At 44.5% G+C, this 16,298-nt stretch carries 10 protein-coding genes; 3 read left to right on the top strand and 7 right to left on the bottom strand.

Going from position 1 to position 16,298, the window contains the following annotated elements:
• Positions 1–221: 221 nt before the first annotated feature.
• The 7 genes from BMX50_RS22220 to BMX50_RS22190 form a co-directional block, all read right to left on the bottom strand.
• Positions 222–1,613: an alpha-amylase family glycosyl hydrolase gene (locus BMX50_RS22220; protein WP_091214050.1), complete on the bottom strand. Its 1,392-nt coding sequence runs from the start codon at positions 1,611–1,613 to the stop codon at positions 222–224.
• Between the two features lie 20 nt (positions 1,614–1,633).
• Entirely contained in the window at positions 1,634–4,057 is a 2,424-nt protein-coding gene (locus BMX50_RS22215; RefSeq protein WP_091214798.1) for a glycoside hydrolase family 31 protein, read from the bottom strand.
• A gap of 98 nt (positions 4,058–4,155) precedes the next feature.
• Positions 4,156–5,247 carry a SusE domain-containing protein gene (locus tag BMX50_RS22210; protein ID WP_167668062.1) on the bottom strand — a complete coding sequence of 364 codons (1,092 nt, stop codon included), beginning with the start codon at positions 5,245–5,247 and terminating at the stop codon, positions 4,156–4,158.
• An 8-nt stretch (positions 5,248–5,255) separates the two neighbouring features.
• Entirely contained in the window at positions 5,256–6,755 is a 1,500-nt protein-coding gene (locus tag BMX50_RS22205; protein ID WP_091214043.1) for a RagB/SusD family nutrient uptake outer membrane protein, read from the bottom strand.
• A gap of 12 nt (positions 6,756–6,767) precedes the next feature.
• On the bottom strand, positions 6,768–9,722 hold the full coding sequence (locus tag BMX50_RS22200; RefSeq protein ID WP_091214038.1) for a SusC/RagA family TonB-linked outer membrane protein: 2,955 nt from the start codon (positions 9,720–9,722) through the stop codon (positions 6,768–6,770).
• A 210-nt stretch (positions 9,723–9,932) separates the two neighbouring features.
• Positions 9,933–11,561 (bottom strand): DUF6377 domain-containing protein, encoded by a 1,629-nt coding sequence (locus BMX50_RS22195; protein ID WP_091214035.1) that lies wholly within the window; start codon positions 11,559–11,561, stop codon positions 9,933–9,935.
• Between the two features lie 202 nt (positions 11,562–11,763).
• Positions 11,764–12,738 (bottom strand): helix-turn-helix transcriptional regulator, encoded by a 975-nt coding sequence (locus BMX50_RS22190; RefSeq protein ID WP_091214032.1) that lies wholly within the window; start codon positions 12,736–12,738, stop codon positions 11,764–11,766.
• A 64-nt stretch (positions 12,739–12,802) separates the two neighbouring features.
• Between BMX50_RS22190 and BMX50_RS22185 the strand changes: the two genes are divergently transcribed.
• The 3 genes from BMX50_RS22185 (at position 12,803) to BMX50_RS22175 (ending at position 15,868) form a co-directional block, all read left to right on the top strand.
• Positions 12,803–13,957: an FAD-dependent oxidoreductase gene (locus tag BMX50_RS22185; protein ID WP_091214794.1), complete on the top strand. Its 1,155-nt coding sequence runs from the start codon at positions 12,803–12,805 to the stop codon at positions 13,955–13,957.
• Positions 13,958–14,086: 129 nt separating this feature from the next.
• Complete coding sequence (locus tag BMX50_RS22180) at positions 14,087–14,683, top strand: hypothetical protein (protein WP_091214029.1); 597 nt, start codon at positions 14,087–14,089, stop codon at positions 14,681–14,683.
• 492 nt (positions 14,684–15,175) lie between these two features.
• Complete coding sequence (locus BMX50_RS22175; RefSeq protein ID WP_091214026.1) at positions 15,176–15,868, top strand: phosphonatase-like hydrolase; 693 nt, start codon at positions 15,176–15,178, stop codon at positions 15,866–15,868.
• Positions 15,869–16,298: the final 430 nt, after the last annotated feature.

Raw genomic sequence — 16,298 nt, 5'->3', positions numbered from 1 at the left:
CGTACTACAAATAACCTGAAACTATAATGCCCACACTTTTCAGGTTGTACATTTTTTTTAACCATATATACATTAATGAGGCTCAACATCAGATGGAAATATCTTGCAGGCTATAAAGAAGGGAGGGTATATCCATAAAAAAAGCCGTCAAATGCATAACAAATGGCGGCCTCTTATTTTGATGGAAACTATAGTAAAACCGATATTAACTATAATAGCGATTACCTCTTTTTCAGTATCAGGTAACTATAGGCCTGAAGTGTAAGCTGGGAAGACAATGTAGTCGTTACCCCCGATATGCCATCGATCCAGGTAGTGTTTTGCAATGGCAAAGGAATATTGAAGGGCACTGCATTGTTTCTGGTATTAACCAGTACCAGTACGTCATCCGTGCCCGAAACTTTTTCAAATGCAGCAACATTTGTATCATTATACTGTGTTAACAGGCCTGTTTTTACAGCCTCATGTGCCGCCCTGAAAGCCAGTATTTTTTTATAAGCAGCCACCATATCAGGATTGGCAGTATAATCAACCGGCACGGTGTTGAAAAAATTGATTGCATTTGGATAGCCCACTTCCTGACTGCTGTATATTAAAGGAACACCGCCCATGTATGATGCAAGAACAAATGCTGCCAGTGCTCCTTGCTTGCCGCCATATTCGGCTATCGTACTTCCATCCGATGAAGCATTATCGTGATTGGTTATATATCGCAACTTGAGCCCGGGCGAAGGCAGTGATGCTAACTCGGCCGCATTGGTTGTAAACAAATTATTGACCTGCCCGCCGGCAAATACACTTTTTATAGTACCATAAAAATTAAATGCGTAGCCTAACTGGAAACCATCTGTTATCTCGGAGCCCTTGGTCCCTTCTGCCAGGTAAATGAGTTTATGCGTTGTAATTTTATTCAATGCATCAATTGCCTGAGTCCAGAAATCTGAAGGCGCATTATCGGCAAAATCACAACGATAACCATCCACATTAGCCGTAAATATCCAATACTTCATGGCTTTGATCATAGCATCGCGCATATCCACACTGTTAAAATTAAGAGCGGCCACATCGGTGTATGTTGAAAGCTGCTTGATATTGCCGTTTGCATCCTGCTGATACCAAGATGGATGCTGCGTTATCCAGGCATTATCCCATGATGTATCATTTGCTTCCCAGTCTAAAATCACAGCCATCCCGAGCGTATGGGCACGAGCCACCAACGAACGCAGGTCATCCAACGATCCAAACTCCGGATTAACGCCTTCATAATCTTTAACGGCATAAGGGGAGCCGCTTGCCTTAACTACCCCGATAGGATAAGTAGGCATCAGCCAAATTACATTTACGCCCAGGGCCTTTATAGAATCGAGCCGCGCTTTAACACCGTCAAAATTTGCAGGCGCAAATGTTTTGATATTTACCTCGTACATTACGATATCTTTGGTTGCGGGCACCCCGCCGAAAGGTGTACCATATTGTACCGGATCGGTATCTGTTACCGGCGGCGGCACTACCGGCGGCACCGTTTTAGATTTGCTACATCCGGCAATGGTAGCGCCGGACAGTACCGCGATGAGTAACACACGGTACCATTTAAATTTGTTTCTAAGTCTCATTCTGCTTTCTCCTCTTCGAATTAATAATTTAATTGTATGGTGCCACTATCATTTTTAATAGTGACGGACTTTACCTGGCATCCAGGCGTTTCTCCCCCGCCGATGTAATTGAACTGCCGGTCACTTAGTTGGACCCGGCTGCTCCCCAACCGGAAGCCTGTAGCCCGGTCAAATCCGTGCAGGATCAGTATGATGTGGTTAAAGTGTGATGCCCGTTTTCCCTCAGCAGCAGTAAATATTACAGACCTTTTTTTAGGATTAAAGGTTATAGATCGTTTGTAAAACTCACCATTTTGATAGTCAAAGCTCTTCCCATCATCTTCATAATAAGTAAAGCTATTGGACGTATCTCCGTTATAAATATGTACCGCAAGGGTATCCGTTGGCTGCTCCGCAGTAGATTGAACAAGCGACTGCATCGGAATAATGCTTCCCCCTTTTACAAAAACAGGCAATTTGTCGTTGCTTAACGGTATTATCTTTTCCTGTTTACCCGCTTCCTTTGTCCCGGTATACAGGTCATACCAGGTACCTTCGGGTAAATAAACTTTACCGAAATCTTTATTGCTTTCAAAAGGCGCAATCAGAAAGGCATCACCAAATTGGTATTGGTTTTGGAAATCTGCCCACATGATTCTCGGATCAAAGGTATAGTCTATCGCCAGAGAACGCATTACGGGTAAGCCGTTTTGAGTTGATTCATAGAAAGCAGAATACAGATAAGGCATTAGCTTATAACGTAAGCTGATGTAGTTCTGCGCAACCTGTAACACGTCCTTTCCAAAGGTCCAGGGCTCCGATGGCCGGCTGTCACTTGCACTGTGGTTCCTGAAATAAGGAATGAATGCTCCAAGCGTTATCCATTTAGTATATAGCGCAGTTGACGGCGTACCTGTAAATCCCCCCACGTCCATCCCGCTGAATGAAACGCCGCTTAAACCCAGGCTGGTCATCAAACGTACCCCCTGCAGCATATGACTATCTTCGGCACGGTTGTCGCCGGTCCATATTGCCGAGTAGCGCTGCAGACCTGCATAGCCCGACCGTGACAAAATAAACGGCCGTTCCTTCAAATGTTCGCGTGCACCTTCATAACTTGAACGCACCATTTCCAGGCCAAAAACATTATGCGCCTCCAGATGCGTGGTGGGCTTTCCATCATAATTAAACAATATGTTATCCGGTGCTTTTTGCCCCCAGGTAGAAAACTCGTTCATATCGTTCCATATGCCGCTTACGCCCGATCTAGCGAAAAAATCAACCTGTTTATGCCACCAATCGCGCCCCCTGATGCTGGTAAAATCAGGAAAATTGCACCATCCCGGCCATACTTCACCTGTATAAGGTTGTCCGTCGGGGTATTTGATATAAACGTCCTTGCTAAGGCCATCCTCATAAGCCGGTGCCCCTTTCTCTACTTTAATACCAGGATCAACAATTACGGTGGTCCGGAACCCCAGCTTTTGAAGCTCTGCATTCATACCGGCCGGGTTTGGAAAACGCTCCTTGTTCCAGGTAAATAACTGGTAACGATCCATATAATGGATATCGAGGGTGATACCATCAGCGGGTATATGGTTTTCACGCAGGGTATGGGCAATCCGCATAACTTCAGCTTCCGGGTAATAACTATACCTGTTTTGCTGATAACCCAACGACCACAGGGGCGGCAATGGCATCCGGCCGGTTAAATAAGTGTATGAAGTGATAATATCAGCTGCACGTTTGTGATAAATGAAATAATAGTTCATCTCGCCGCCCCGGGCACCAAACGAAGAAAACCTGTTGTTGCTGGCGCCAAAGTTAAAATCGCTTTGATAGGTATTATCCAGGAATATGCCATAATTTAAATTATGATGAATACCGATATAAAACGGGATTGTACTGTAAATGGGATCCTGAGATATACTGTAAGCATACGTATCCGAATTCCAGTTGGTATACCCGTTACCTTTCCTGTCGAGATTACCTGTTTTTTCGCCCAGGCCGATAAAATGCTCACCATCCTGCATTTTCTTATAAGTAGTAACCGTTTGCCCCGTCCACGATGTAGTTAAACCTTTTTCATCTTCGCTGATCAATTGACCATCGGGAGTGTAAAACGCAACAGAATAAGGTTGTTTGGTGACAATTACCCTGAGCGAATCGGTTTTTATGGTAACCGTCTGGCTATCCTGGATAATATTGGTCGTTGTTTTTTTCACGCCCCCAACAACAGCATAGGAAAAATCCCGGCCCAGTTCTTGTTTATCTAATCGTACCCGGATAATTGACGGGCTGTATACCATCACTTTCCCATAAGCATTGGTAGTTTTAAAAACTATATCTTGCTCTCCTATGGTCACCTTTTCCAGGTCACCAACCGGCAGCACCGGCGATTGCGCCATTACAGTTGCCCGGTTAAAAAGAAAGGCAAGCGCAAAAATTATCTTAGTAAATCTCATGGATTTCATAATTTCAACTGCAGTAGCCATTTTAAATAATAGCCGCACAGAATTATTGATAAAACAAGGCAGCACTTACGCGCTGCCCTGTTAATAAATTAGTTTTTCTTAAGTGTAAAGTTGTAATTGTTCGGATCGTGAAGGTCAAGCGTTATTGTATAATTACCGCTTGATGGCACAGTCAGGTTACCAAGTGAACCATTATAAGGGTATGCAGGATTATCAGCATATGCTAATTTGCCGTTTGCATCTACACCAAAATCAATGCTCCAGGCATTATTAGCCCTGAATTTGAACGAACCGGAAGCAACCATATTACAGGTTACCGACCAAACCTGCTTAATAGGATCGTATGACATTTGTGTGTCGCTGTTCCAGCCCCCTGGCGTGGCGTCGCCTATAATTCCCCAGGTAGTAAGGGTATAGTTCCAGGTTAGGGTAACCGGGTTGCATACCAGCTCATAATAACCGGCGCCTGGTAAGGTCATTCCTGCGGCATTGCCGTCGGTGGTTAAAGTACCGTTACCCGCATCTCCATAGTTGATGTGGTTCCAGTCCTGGGCATTTGTAAATTTAAACTGGTGAGTGCCACCCGCCGGCTGGTAAATATAACCTTCGTAAATGTTGGTCTGTTCTGCCGCTACTGTAGGTGCAGTTCCAGGCGACCAGCCCTGGTAATCACCTGGAATCCACAACACAGGCCAGCCATGCGAAAAAACCACTGCCGGCTTCCAGGGGCTTACCGATACAGTTACCCCGTGCGTATACACTGCACGGTCTTGATAAGCCTGCACCCTGAATACCATATTTGCAGTGTCATTGGCTGTAATACCAACTGCAAGCGCAAGTGTATTCAAATCAGCACCTTTGAAGGCTTTTGTTAACACATCATTGCCTATTAAAATAGCTGTAGCATTGGCCCATGCGCTTGCCCCAACAGTATCCGCAGGCTTATCAACTTGTAAAGTATAAGTAACGTGTGCCTTTACCGGATATATTACCGCGGGCCACTTCAAGGTTAATACAGCCGGGGTTGAATCTGTAGCTGCGGATAATATCACCTGCTTGGTAGACGCATTAACGGCCGATGTAAAAGCAACAGGCGCCAGTGTAGTCAGTTGGGCGTCCTTGTGACACCCGAGGGCCATACAGGATATGGCCATTAATATTAAATAAGTTAATCTTTTCATCGTGATCATTAGTTAGGATAGCCCGGGTTCTGTTTTAATGTGGTATTTGCATTGAGCGCTGCGGTAGGAATTGGAAACAGCTGCATATAGGAAGGCGAAGCCGGAACTATATTGGGCGCTGCGCCGTGAGGTTGCAAAAAAGTACCAAACCTGATCATATCCTGCCTGCGATGACCTTCCATATTTAGCTCAAATCCCCTTTCATCATAAATATTCTGAAGCGTTGGGGCGGCTATATTGCTCAAACCGGCCCGGTTCCGAACCTGGTTCAAAAACGGAGCGGCAGCGGCTACATTCCCCATGCGAACGTTACATTCTGCCTGCATGAGTAATACATCGGCAAACCTGTACACGGGAAAATCGTTTGATTCGCCACTGGCATCGGCTGGCGGCACCGGGAAAAATTTCACATCCCTGATACCTTCATTAGGAGCGGCGCCCGGATCTATCAGCGATGAAACCGTTTCGGTATAAGTAACACCCCCTGCCTGCGGACCAACCAGGAATTGTTTTCTGCGGATATCTGCAGCATTATACTTATCATAAAAGTCGCCCGGAATAATTGTACCATTCCAGCCATTGAAACCAATAAGCGCGGTACCGTTAGCACTGTTTAAGCTCCTGATGGTGTAAATATTTCCGCTGACAACATTTTCGGTGATGTACAACGCAAATATGGTTTCATCATTAGGGCACACATTGCCGAACAGATCATAATAAGTATTTCCCAGCGGGCTGCCGGCATTTGCAGTTGCCGGATGCAGGGTAAAGCCTCCCGACGCAACTTTATTACAGGCAGCAAGACACGCCTCCCATTGAGGGGTACCGGTATATACGCCGGCGTTTAAATATACCTTCGCCAATGCCATATAACCGGCCCACTTGTTAAACCTGCCATAATAAGCGCCGCCACGCGTTTCAGAAAGCTGATCAACATTGGTTTTCAGCTCATTTACAACGAAATTATAGATCGTTAACCGCGGTGTTTGTGTTATTTTTGATAGATTGGTGTTATTGTCTGTATAAAAAGGCACATCGCCAAAATCATCTATCAGCAAATAATATAGCCATGCACGCATCACCCTGGCCTCGGCAATTTTAGCAGGATCTGCCTTCGCCGAAGTGAGTTGCGCCACAGCCAGGTTGGCGCTGTAAATACATGAATATGCCCAATTCCAGGTGTTATTGATGATACCAAGTGTAGGTAATTCCGTATGCGTATAAAGTTGCGCAAAATCAAGCTGCCAGTCGCCCGTATTGCGGTGAGGGATCACCTGCTCATCAGCGGAAAAGCTGTTAAGGTCATACCAGCAATTATCCCTCCCGGCATAGTTACTGCCCCATGAACCGGTTATTTTTGCATAAACGTTTGCAAGCGCGTCATCAGCGCCGGCCGGTGTAGAATAAAACTCTGATGCCGGGTATTTGTCATATACATTTTCATTAACCTTGGTACAGCTTTGCGCTGCAAGGCCAATAATGAAAATACTCATTAATATTTTTTTCATGATCTGTCCTGATTATTTTAGAATTACATTTAAACCCAGCGAAAATGTCCTTGTGCGCGGATAGATACCGTAGTCGCCGCCTGATGAGCTGCCTCCGCTGGCATCAACTTCGGGGTCGAGACCCGAATATTTGGTTATTAATGCCAGGTTTTGGCCCGTTACAGACACACGCAAAGCATTTATAAATTTCACATTGGTAACATTGAAACGGTAACCTACAGACATGTTCTCCCATCTTAAAAAGTTTCCGCTTTCAAGCCACTCGTCAGAACCAAATGGAGATGAATGTATTCCGGTTGGGATGGCACTGGTCAGTAAGTTTTGCTTGCCCAGGTTTTCGAGCATGCTTAAATTCCGGCGAAGCCCGTTGTAAATCTTATTACCGCCAGAGCCGCGCCAAACCATTGACATATCAAAGTTTTTAAAAGTAAAAGTCGGCGTAAATGCGTAGGTGTATTTAGGTAAAGATTGGCCTTCCTCATACCTGTATTTACTTTGCGGTCCCTGGTCTACATTTCCGCTGGCATCCTGGCCAATTACAGTTTCAACGCCCTGCGCGTTAACCCCACTGTGTTTAAGGATAAGATAAGTGCCTATCGGTTTACCTACAACCAGGTAGGCATTTGAGCCCCAGGCCACATAATTTGTAGGGATATCGTATCCTTCTATATTGCCGCCAAGGCTCAACACCTTGCTTTGCAAATATGATCCGTTGCCTGCAAGGGTTAAGGTCATTTTATCGGTGTGGATCACTTTATAATTCAACGAAAGCTCAACACCCCGTTTTTGCAGGCTGCCCACATTTGCCAGTATGTTCGTAGTTAAAAAAGGGCCTTCAAGAGGAACTGTATAGTTAAACAGTAAGTTATCTGTCCTGGCTGTATACACGTCGACGTTGCCGGTAAGCACGTCATTAAACAAACCGAAATCCAAACCAGCATTGGCCTGTTTTATAGTTTCCCATCTTAAATTTGGGTTGGCATTTTGAGTTGCAGCATAGTTAGGGATAGTGGTACCGCCAAAAAATACTGTACCTGCCTGCCCTACCAATGCAATTGAGTTTTGCGGGCCAATCCCCTGCTGGTTACCGGTAATACCGTAACCAATACGCAATTTAAGATTGCTGAACAGGTGTTGGTTCTTCATGAAATCTTCCTCCAGAACACGCCATGCCAGTGAAGCCGAAGGAAAATTGGCCCATTTGTTATTTGCGCCAAATACAGTTGAGCCATCACGCCTGAAGCTTGCTGTCAACAGGTATTTGTTAGCAAATGAATAATTTAAACGGCCCAAAAAGGATATTAGCCGGCGATCATTTTTATAGGATGAAATATCTCCCTGTAAAACCTTTGAAATGTCTCCCAGTTGCAGTGCATTATAAGAAGCCAAATCGTTGACGAAACCCCTGCCTTGCACAAAGCTGCCGTTATAGGTTTGGGCCTGCCATTCGTATACCGCGGTGGCATCCACATGGTTCTTCCCGAAATCATGCTTATAACTTAAATTAATATCCATTAATTTTTCGTCGTTATGCCAATTGCTGATATTACCTATCCCGTTATTATCTATTGCTGTTTGAACGGTTGATACTGATGGTAAATAATAACCTGTATTACCGTCAACCTTTCTCCAGCTGCCAAACCAGCCTGCCGAAAGCCCTTTATAGATATCCAGATTGGCCATTAAGCTGCCAAACAGATTGTTGGTTTTAACATCGTTCCTGACAGTCTGGTTTACGGCATACGGATTGGTGTATTGAAACACGTTCGCATCTCGGAAATAGTTCCCGTCGGTATTAAATACCGGATCGCTTGGCCGGGCGATATCAGCCTGGGTAATGAGGTTAGAGCTAAAAGCAGCATTACCAATGCCGTTAGGCTCATACGCAGCTTCGTTAATTCCGTTGTTAACGTTCATGGTGAGCGTAAGCTTATCGTCCAGTGCCTTTTGAGTTGCGGTAATCCTCGCTATGTAATTTTTGTAGTTTGAATTGGCAACGATACCGGTTTGATCAATGGCAGTTATTGAAGCGCGGTAGTTGAACTCATTTGCGCCTCCGCCAAAAGCCAGGTTATGGTTTTGCGTTATCCCGTTGCGGGTAAGCAGGTCAAACCAATCTGTATTCGATCCATGATTTGCAGATACATCTACGCCTAAGGCGTTGGCTTCCTGCGTCCACTGAGCAGCGTTTAATACCTGGAGCTTCTTGGGAATTACATCCACAGAAGCATTTTCGTTGAACTCCACAGCTGTCTTTCCGGTACCAGATTTTTTTGTGGTAATAATTATTACTCCGGGCGCTCCGCGCGAGCCATATATCGCAGTAGCAGAGGCATCCTTCAAAATATCTACCGATGCTATTTCTGTCGGCGGAACCTGGTTGAGCAGATCCATATTGCCCTGTATGCCGTCAACAACCACCAGCGGGTCATTCCCGCCTTGAAGCGACGTGATACCACGAATCCGCACTGTGGGGGCAACTCCTGGTTCACTGCCAACCTGAACGATGTTTACGCCTGCTGCCTTACCGGCCATTTGTTGCAGGGGGTTAGTAACGGTACCGGGGTTAAGGTCTTTAGCGCCGATAGTTGATACGGAGCCTGTAAGGTCCTTCTTTTTGGTTGTTCCGTAACCCACTACTACCACCTCCGACAATGTTTTTTGATTAGGCACTAATTGCAGGGTTACAGTTTCACCGGCATTAATTGTTTTCTCCAGCGGATCGTATCCAACATAACTCACCACGACAATAGCAGCCGACCCGCCTGCGGAAATTTTAAACAGCCCTTTGGCATCGGTAACGGTGGCCTGGCTTATCCCCTTAACATGAACAGTTGCGCCCGGTATGGGCTGGTTGGTTTCATCAATTACACGCCCTGCTATTGTGCCAGACTGGGCAATTGCCCAGTTGCATAAACAGACAAGAAACAGCATAAGATTACACCTCAAGAAGTAAATCTTTTTCATTAAATTATTGGTTTAAATTGGGTTTAACTTCGTATCAGGGCTTGCTGCCAAATACGATTCAAAGAAAATGAGCCGAAGCGCTAAAGACAATAGCCGGAGAGGCCGATATAGAAAATATAAAGATTTTAAAACTACAAAAACCTAACTATAAGACAGTTACAACCAAACCACAACACGCCAATATAGATTTGAAATTTGAAAGAAATAGCTTTAAACCGCTTCGATGGCCATGATGTGCTCTTCGAATTCGTCGTTAGGAACGAATGATTTATTCTTGATACGGTTTTTATAGGAATAAATGGTATTTACTGAATATCCCAGTAGTTTGGCAATACGGTCATTATCGTGAATTCCCATCCTGATGAGGGCAAAAATGCGATGCTCTGTACCAAGCAACTGACCATCGGCAATTGCAATTTCTTCACCGTTATTAAACAGTGCATTGAATTTACTGATGAAGTCGGGAAAAAGCCTCAAAAAAACATTGTCGAAAGTATGAAACAGCTGCTGCCTCTCCTTTTCAAGATTCAGATTTCTGACTGCTGTCAAGGCATCTTCATAGCGCTTGCTGGTGAGCTTCTTATCTAATGATTTTTGAAAACTTTCGAGTTTTTCGATGTAAATAGAGTTGATATTAAAATAATAACCGATGTACTCGTTCTTGATCTTGTTAGCGGTACTTAAATTAACATTTAGTTCTTCCAGCACTTTATTGTTTTCCTGCAAGGCTACATTGGCAGCTTTAATAATATTATCTGCAATGCGCAATTTCTTAAGCTGTTTAAATACAATTACTGCAAATGCCACTACTGCAATAACCAAAAGTGTTATGATAGCGGCGTAAGTAGTGAGTAATCTCTTTTGATGCTCTATCTGGTTGATATGTTCGGCCTCGATGATGGGCAGAATGCTGCTTATCTTTACCTGGCGTTGCAAAGCCCCGTAGAAAGTGGCTTCATCCATTGCCTGTTTGATATAAATATAGGCGTTATTGATATCCCCTTTTTTGTACAATAAATTAGCCAGGTTATAGCTGGCCACTGTTTCTTTGGTTGCGGATTGAATATCAGCAATAGCAGCTTTGATCAGCAACTGCATTGATAGTTCTTCATTGCCCTTTACCTGGTAAATATAACTCAGGCAACAAGCGTTAACAGCAAAATTATGAGGCGTTAGCCCGGGTGACTTCAATAAGGCGATATAAGTATTTTTGCTATCATCATAGCGTCCAAGCCTCAGGTTTTTTAACCCGTTCAATTCCAGGTAGCCAGGAGAACCCGGAACGCTGAATGCAAGGGCCGAATCAATACAGCCGATGCCAACCGGGTTGTATTTGGCGGTATAATCTGCGTTTCTATCATAATCTGCCAAATCAAAGTAAGTCCGGGCCTTCAGGAAATAATACTCCGCTTTCGTTTTTACAGGAAACGTGCTTAAATCTATACCATTTAATTCCTCAAGCGTTTCTTTAAACAGCCCTGAAGAAAGAAGCGTAAAAGCCAGCTTCATTTTTGCAGAGGCAATCAAAAAAGGATCGTTCAGGATACGTGATGATACCTGCAACTTTTTGGCATAATTATAAGCAGAATCATAACTGAAAGACTTATACTGATCATAAAGAGAATCATATAAAGTATATTTTTCCCTTTGAGCGTGCGCACTTATCAATTGCTTATTCAGCTTATCAATATCACTATGTTTCTTTTGGACATAGATATCCTGATTAGCCAATTCATTATTTAACTTCTTCAGCAAGCTGTCGGTTCCCGGCTGCGCAATGACCTGGTTAAAAAAGAAAATTGTACAGATTGTAAAAAGAAGCTTGATAAGTCTGGTCATCCGGTATTACTCCTGGTATATTTTGAAGGCTAAAAGTAACTATTTTTACTTTCTATATACGTAGCCATATGATAGTTAAATGACCTGTGATTACTGGCTGCTAACCGCTTGCATTAGCCTTGCCTTTAATGCAAAAATTGTCAACTGCGAAACAGGGCAAGTTGCTTTAAAAAGCAGGTGCCTTCCCTGAAAGAACCAATTTTTATCGCGTACTGGCGTTCAACTGGAAAGTCACGGCATATTTCTTGGGTTTCATACCGATGTATTGCTCAAATATCCTGGAAAAGTAGCTCAAATTGGTAAAGCCCAGCTGATACCCTACCTCAGAGACTGCCAGGTGCTTTTCCCGCAGCAACCGGGCCGCTTCCTGCATCCGGGCAGACTGATAATATTCAAAAACCCCTTTCCCGAAAGTTTGCCTGAAAAGTTTGCGTAGTTTGGGTGCGCTCATTCCCGCCGCCGCTGCAAGGCCAGCAACATCAGGCGGATTGCCAGACAAATTTTGCAATTGGGCCTTTACTCTATAAACGGCTTTGATATCTTTAATATGGATATTGGTTAACGGCACAGCCTCCCGCTGTATTAAAAGCGCAAAGATATGATGCAGTAATTCCTCGCATTTCAATTTACTGTACTGGCTTTCCAGTACTTCGGGCACAGGGATATTCAATAAGTCGGCGGCCGCTGTAATCATCCCTGCAGATATAGTTGTTTCGAGCACAAAATGTTCGCCGGCATGTAAAACACTTGCTGCTATGGGATGCTCAAGGTGACCGAATATTTTGCGCAGATACTCCATGGAAACAGCAATTGTGATACTGCCAAACAAGGTATGTGACGGCATATCCATTAAAGACGATACGGCGTGTTTACAGATCAATACATATGCATTTTCGGCCGAAAGTTCCTTTTGAGCCAGTGGCAGGACCCCGCTTAGCAAAAAGACCATATCCTCCTGCCCTTGCACCAGATCATTTGTTCGTTCAATTATTAGGTCCTCGTTAAGATGATAATTCCTGATCATCATCCGCATATCGCTCCCCCAGGAAAATCCAGTAATATAGCCCCCGCCCTTACTTTCCGGGATATAGGTATACCGACCTTTGACCTCTGCACCTATCGCTTTGGCAAATTCCTGTACAATGCCTGCGCCTTTATCTCTGATAGTTATTTTCATTTACGACTATTTTAATAGCAATCAAGGCTATTTTATCCATAAATATAATATCAATTTTGCAACTATGTTAGCAGCGAATAAAAAAATAGCCATCATTGGCGGTGGTCCGGGCGGTTTAACGCTGGCCAGGCTTCTGCAACTAAATAATGCAGATGTAAAGGTTTATGAAAGAGACGTTAACCCAGAAGTAAGGGTGCAAGGAGCTACACTTGACTTGCATTATGAATCAGGATTAAAAGCCATCAAGGCAGCAGGTTTGATGGACGCATTCCGGCTTGCTTACCGGCCTGGCGCAGATAAAGGGCGTGTGGTAGACGCGCAAGCCAGGATCCTTTACGATGAGCATGACGGGCAGACTGACGAAGAAGATCTTGATAGTATTTATACGCGGCCGGAAATAGATCGCAGCTCTCTCCGGACGCTTTTATTAAACTCGCTTAGGTCCGGCACGGTGATTTGGGATAGTCACTTAACTGGATTGTCACGACAAAACGGTGCCTGGAAACTTGAATTTAATAATGGCACCACAGCCGTTGCCGATATCGTGATAGGCGCAGATGGCGCTAATTCCAAAACCCGTCCGTTTGTGACCGGTTATAAAGCCAGCTACTCCGGCGTGACCATTGTTCAGGGCAACGTAGATAACGCAGAGACCGATGTGCCAGATATACACCGGCTACTTGCAGGAGGAAAGATCTATGCTTTTGCCGGCGGGAAATATATCCATGTATCGGCCAAAGGTGATGGCAGCCTGGATTTTTATCTTAGTTTAAAAACCAACGAAAACGGAATTGATCTTCCGGCCGGGGCGCAGGTGATTACCTGGTTCAGAAAAGAATTTCCTGAGTGGGGGCCTATCTGGCTGCAGCTATTTGAAAAAGCCGGTCATCCGCTGCTGATACGCCCTCAGTATTGTATTCCCTTTGAACAAACCTGGGAGGCACAGCCCGATATTACACTGCTGGGCGATGCAGCGCATATCATGCCGCCATCGGGCGAAGGCGTGAACCTGGCAATGCTTGATGCCCTTGAATTAAGCGATTGTTTGTGCGGAGATCAATATATTGATATCCAAAGTGCCATTGCTGTTTACGAAGCACTAATGCGTGAAAGAGCCGCCGCAGAAGCCCGGGTTTCGCTTGATATGATGGAATGGATGCACGGCTCTAACGCACTGGATCAAATGGTGCAGCTGCTTGGCCCCAGCGAATCAGAATAAGAAAATTCAATCGTTTTTGTTACTGAGCGGATAACCGAAGCAGGTGACGGAGTCACTCAATTAGGGGATTGTTTAAAAAATTCATTCAGGGTTACTTTGCATCAGTATTTATAACACTGATCTGCTATCATGAACAAAAAAGTATTGGTCTTCACCCCGGCGTTAATGTTACTTGTTTATTCGCTTGTATCCTGCGGGGGCAGGGCAAAAGAACAAAGTAGTGTACAAGCCGACACCATTTCAGGTACTATGCTTGTTAAGCGCGGTGAGTACCTGGTTACCACAATGGGATGTAATGATTGCCATTCGCCCAAATATATGACACCGCACGGGCCGGCGATTGATTCCCTTAGCATGCTTTCCGGCTTTCCGGCCAACAAACCAGTTCCGGAATACCCCGCCGACCTGGTAAAAAAAGGATATGTAGTTTTTACCGGTGACGCAACGGCAGCCATGGGTCCCTGGGGCACCAGCTTTGCAGCTAACCTCAGACCAGATGATACAGGTATCGGCACCTGGACAGAAGCACAGTTTAAAAACGCGCTCACACATGGAAAGTTTAAGGGGCTCGATGGCTCAAGGACATTGATGCCGCCTATGCCATGGCAAAATTTCGTTGCACTTCAAGACCGAGATGTTAAAGCTATTTTTCATTATTTGAAATCACTTTCACCCTATAAGAACATTGTTCCGGCATTTATACCGGCTCCCGGAGCCGGCAAATAACCTTGCCCCGCGCATCGTCCAAATATTTAAAGAGAGGTCTGTAAAATAAATTTATGTCGCCCTTCGTGGGGTGGAATTTACAAGTAAGAGTGGTCAAAAGCCCCCGGAGTGACATAAAAATTTCTTTTTTTTGATTTAACCGGTCGAAGTCATCGTCATGTTCACAGACCGGAAAGATATTTTATAAGCCAATTTTCAAGTAACGGGCGCTGCGGTCAGGGCCTGGTAACCCAGCGGGTATTTTCCTGTTGGGTTTCTTTATGAAATCAAGAGCTGTCTTATTCTTACCACATCCTGATACTTACCACATCCTGATTTATTAATGCAAGCTTAACACAAAACAGGCTCATTTAAATTAAACTTTGTTTAGTTTTGCTAAACGTTTATCATCAAACACTTCTGGAAGCACCGAAGCTAAACAGCAAATGCTTTAAAAACTAACCAATGTGTGATGAACGAATTTTGTGCAACACTGAGCTAATATATTTTGTAATGAAAAGTAAGATTAAGATGGTTGTTTTCGACATGGCAGGAACAACGGTAAACGAAGATAACGTAGTTTACAAAACGCTTCGGAAAGCCATCAATGAAGCCGGGGTTGATGTCGATCTTGACCAGGTATTGGCAGAAGGTGCCGGTATGGAAAAAAAGCAGGCTATCCGGTCGGTACTGAAAAGCTATGCCAATATGGAAGATGAGGCGCTCACAGAACAGATATATGCAAACTTCATCACAGATCTGGCAGCAGCATACAGCACAGCTGATATTCAACCTCAAAATGGCGCTTTGGCGCTTTTCAGCGCTTTGAAAGAGCGTGGCATATTAACGGTATTAAATACCGGGTACGACGGTGTAACCGCCCGGTCGATCATTAAAAAAATAAGATGGCATGAAGGAGTTGATTTCGACGCGCTTGTCACCGATTCTGACGTGAGCAGAAACCGGCCAAATCCGGACATGATCTATCTGGCAATGAACAAATTTGGTATTTCAGATTCAACGGCGGTAGTGAAAGTGGGTGATTCGGCCATTGATATCGGAGAGGGAAAAAATGCAGGCTGCGGCCTGACCATCGGTATAACTACCGGAGCCCATACGATGGAACAACTGCTCGTGGCAAAGCCGGATCATATCATCAATCAGCTCATGGACCTCTTGCCAATTATAGACAACTTTAATAGTTAGCAACGTTCTTTTTGATCATGTTTTCTATACCGGTGAACTTATAAAATGAATTCCGCCGACCTTAACGAATCTTGATCTCCCTGAGATCCGCAAATTCCGGGCTATTCAGTCATTGCGGGCGTAAGGTGGCAATCTCGTAGCCAATGCGTATCGAATCTGTATAGCTACGGGATTACTTCGTTCCCTAAATAAATTCGGGGCAGACTGCCCGACATGATTTTTTATATCAAAATTTCCAACTGATCTGCACCCTCCAGTGAAGATATTCTAAATAGGGTCATCTATCGTCCAATAACCGGACGATGGCCCTGGTTCCAGCTGCCATTAGCTTTGTCAACCGCCTCAATTACCCCCACAATCGGTTATTGTCCCAGAAAAATCTGATTAAGAGTTTTGCATCATGAAAAGAAGGCATTCGATTTTGCTGCTT

Origin of the sequence: Mucilaginibacter gossypiicola, assembly GCF_900110105.1 — a bacterium.
GTDB lineage: Bacteria > Bacteroidota > Bacteroidia > Sphingobacteriales > Sphingobacteriaceae > Mucilaginibacter > Mucilaginibacter gossypiicola.
Note: the sequence above shows the minus strand (reverse complement) of the source record. Positions and strands in the feature narration are given on the sequence as shown.

What these genes read in the sequence shown, in the direction of transcription:
- BMX50_RS22195 (WP_091214035.1), bottom strand. Translation starts at nt 11,561, where the DNA reads ATGACCAGACTTATCAAGCTTCTTTTTACAATCTGTACAATTTTCTTT.
- BMX50_RS22175 (WP_091214026.1), top strand. Translation starts at nt 15,176, where the DNA reads ATGAAAAGTAAGATTAAGATGGTTGTTTTCGACATGGCAGGAACAACG.
- BMX50_RS22180 (WP_091214029.1), top strand. Translation starts at nt 14,087, where the DNA reads ATGAACAAAAAAGTATTGGTCTTCACCCCGGCGTTAATGTTACTTGTT.
- BMX50_RS22205 (WP_091214043.1), bottom strand. Translation starts at nt 6,755, where the DNA reads ATGAAAAAAATATTAATGAGTATTTTCATTATTGGCCTTGCAGCGCAA.
- BMX50_RS22190 (WP_091214032.1), bottom strand. Translation starts at nt 12,738, where the DNA reads ATGAAAATAACTATCAGAGATAAAGGCGCAGGCATTGTACAGGAATTT.
- BMX50_RS22220 (WP_091214050.1), bottom strand. Translation starts at nt 1,613, where the DNA reads ATGAGACTTAGAAACAAATTTAAATGGTACCGTGTGTTACTCATCGCG.
- BMX50_RS22185 (WP_091214794.1), top strand. Translation starts at nt 12,803, where the DNA reads ATGTTAGCAGCGAATAAAAAAATAGCCATCATTGGCGGTGGTCCGGGC.
- BMX50_RS22215 (WP_091214798.1), bottom strand. Translation starts at nt 4,057, where the DNA reads ATGAGATTTACTAAGATAATTTTTGCGCTTGCCTTTCTTTTTAACCGG.
- BMX50_RS22210 (WP_167668062.1), bottom strand. Translation starts at nt 5,247, where the DNA reads ATGAAAAGATTAACTTATTTAATATTAATGGCCATATCCTGTATGGCC.
- BMX50_RS22200 (WP_091214038.1), bottom strand. Translation starts at nt 9,722, where the DNA reads ATGAAAAAGATTTACTTCTTGAGGTGTAATCTTATGCTGTTTCTTGTC.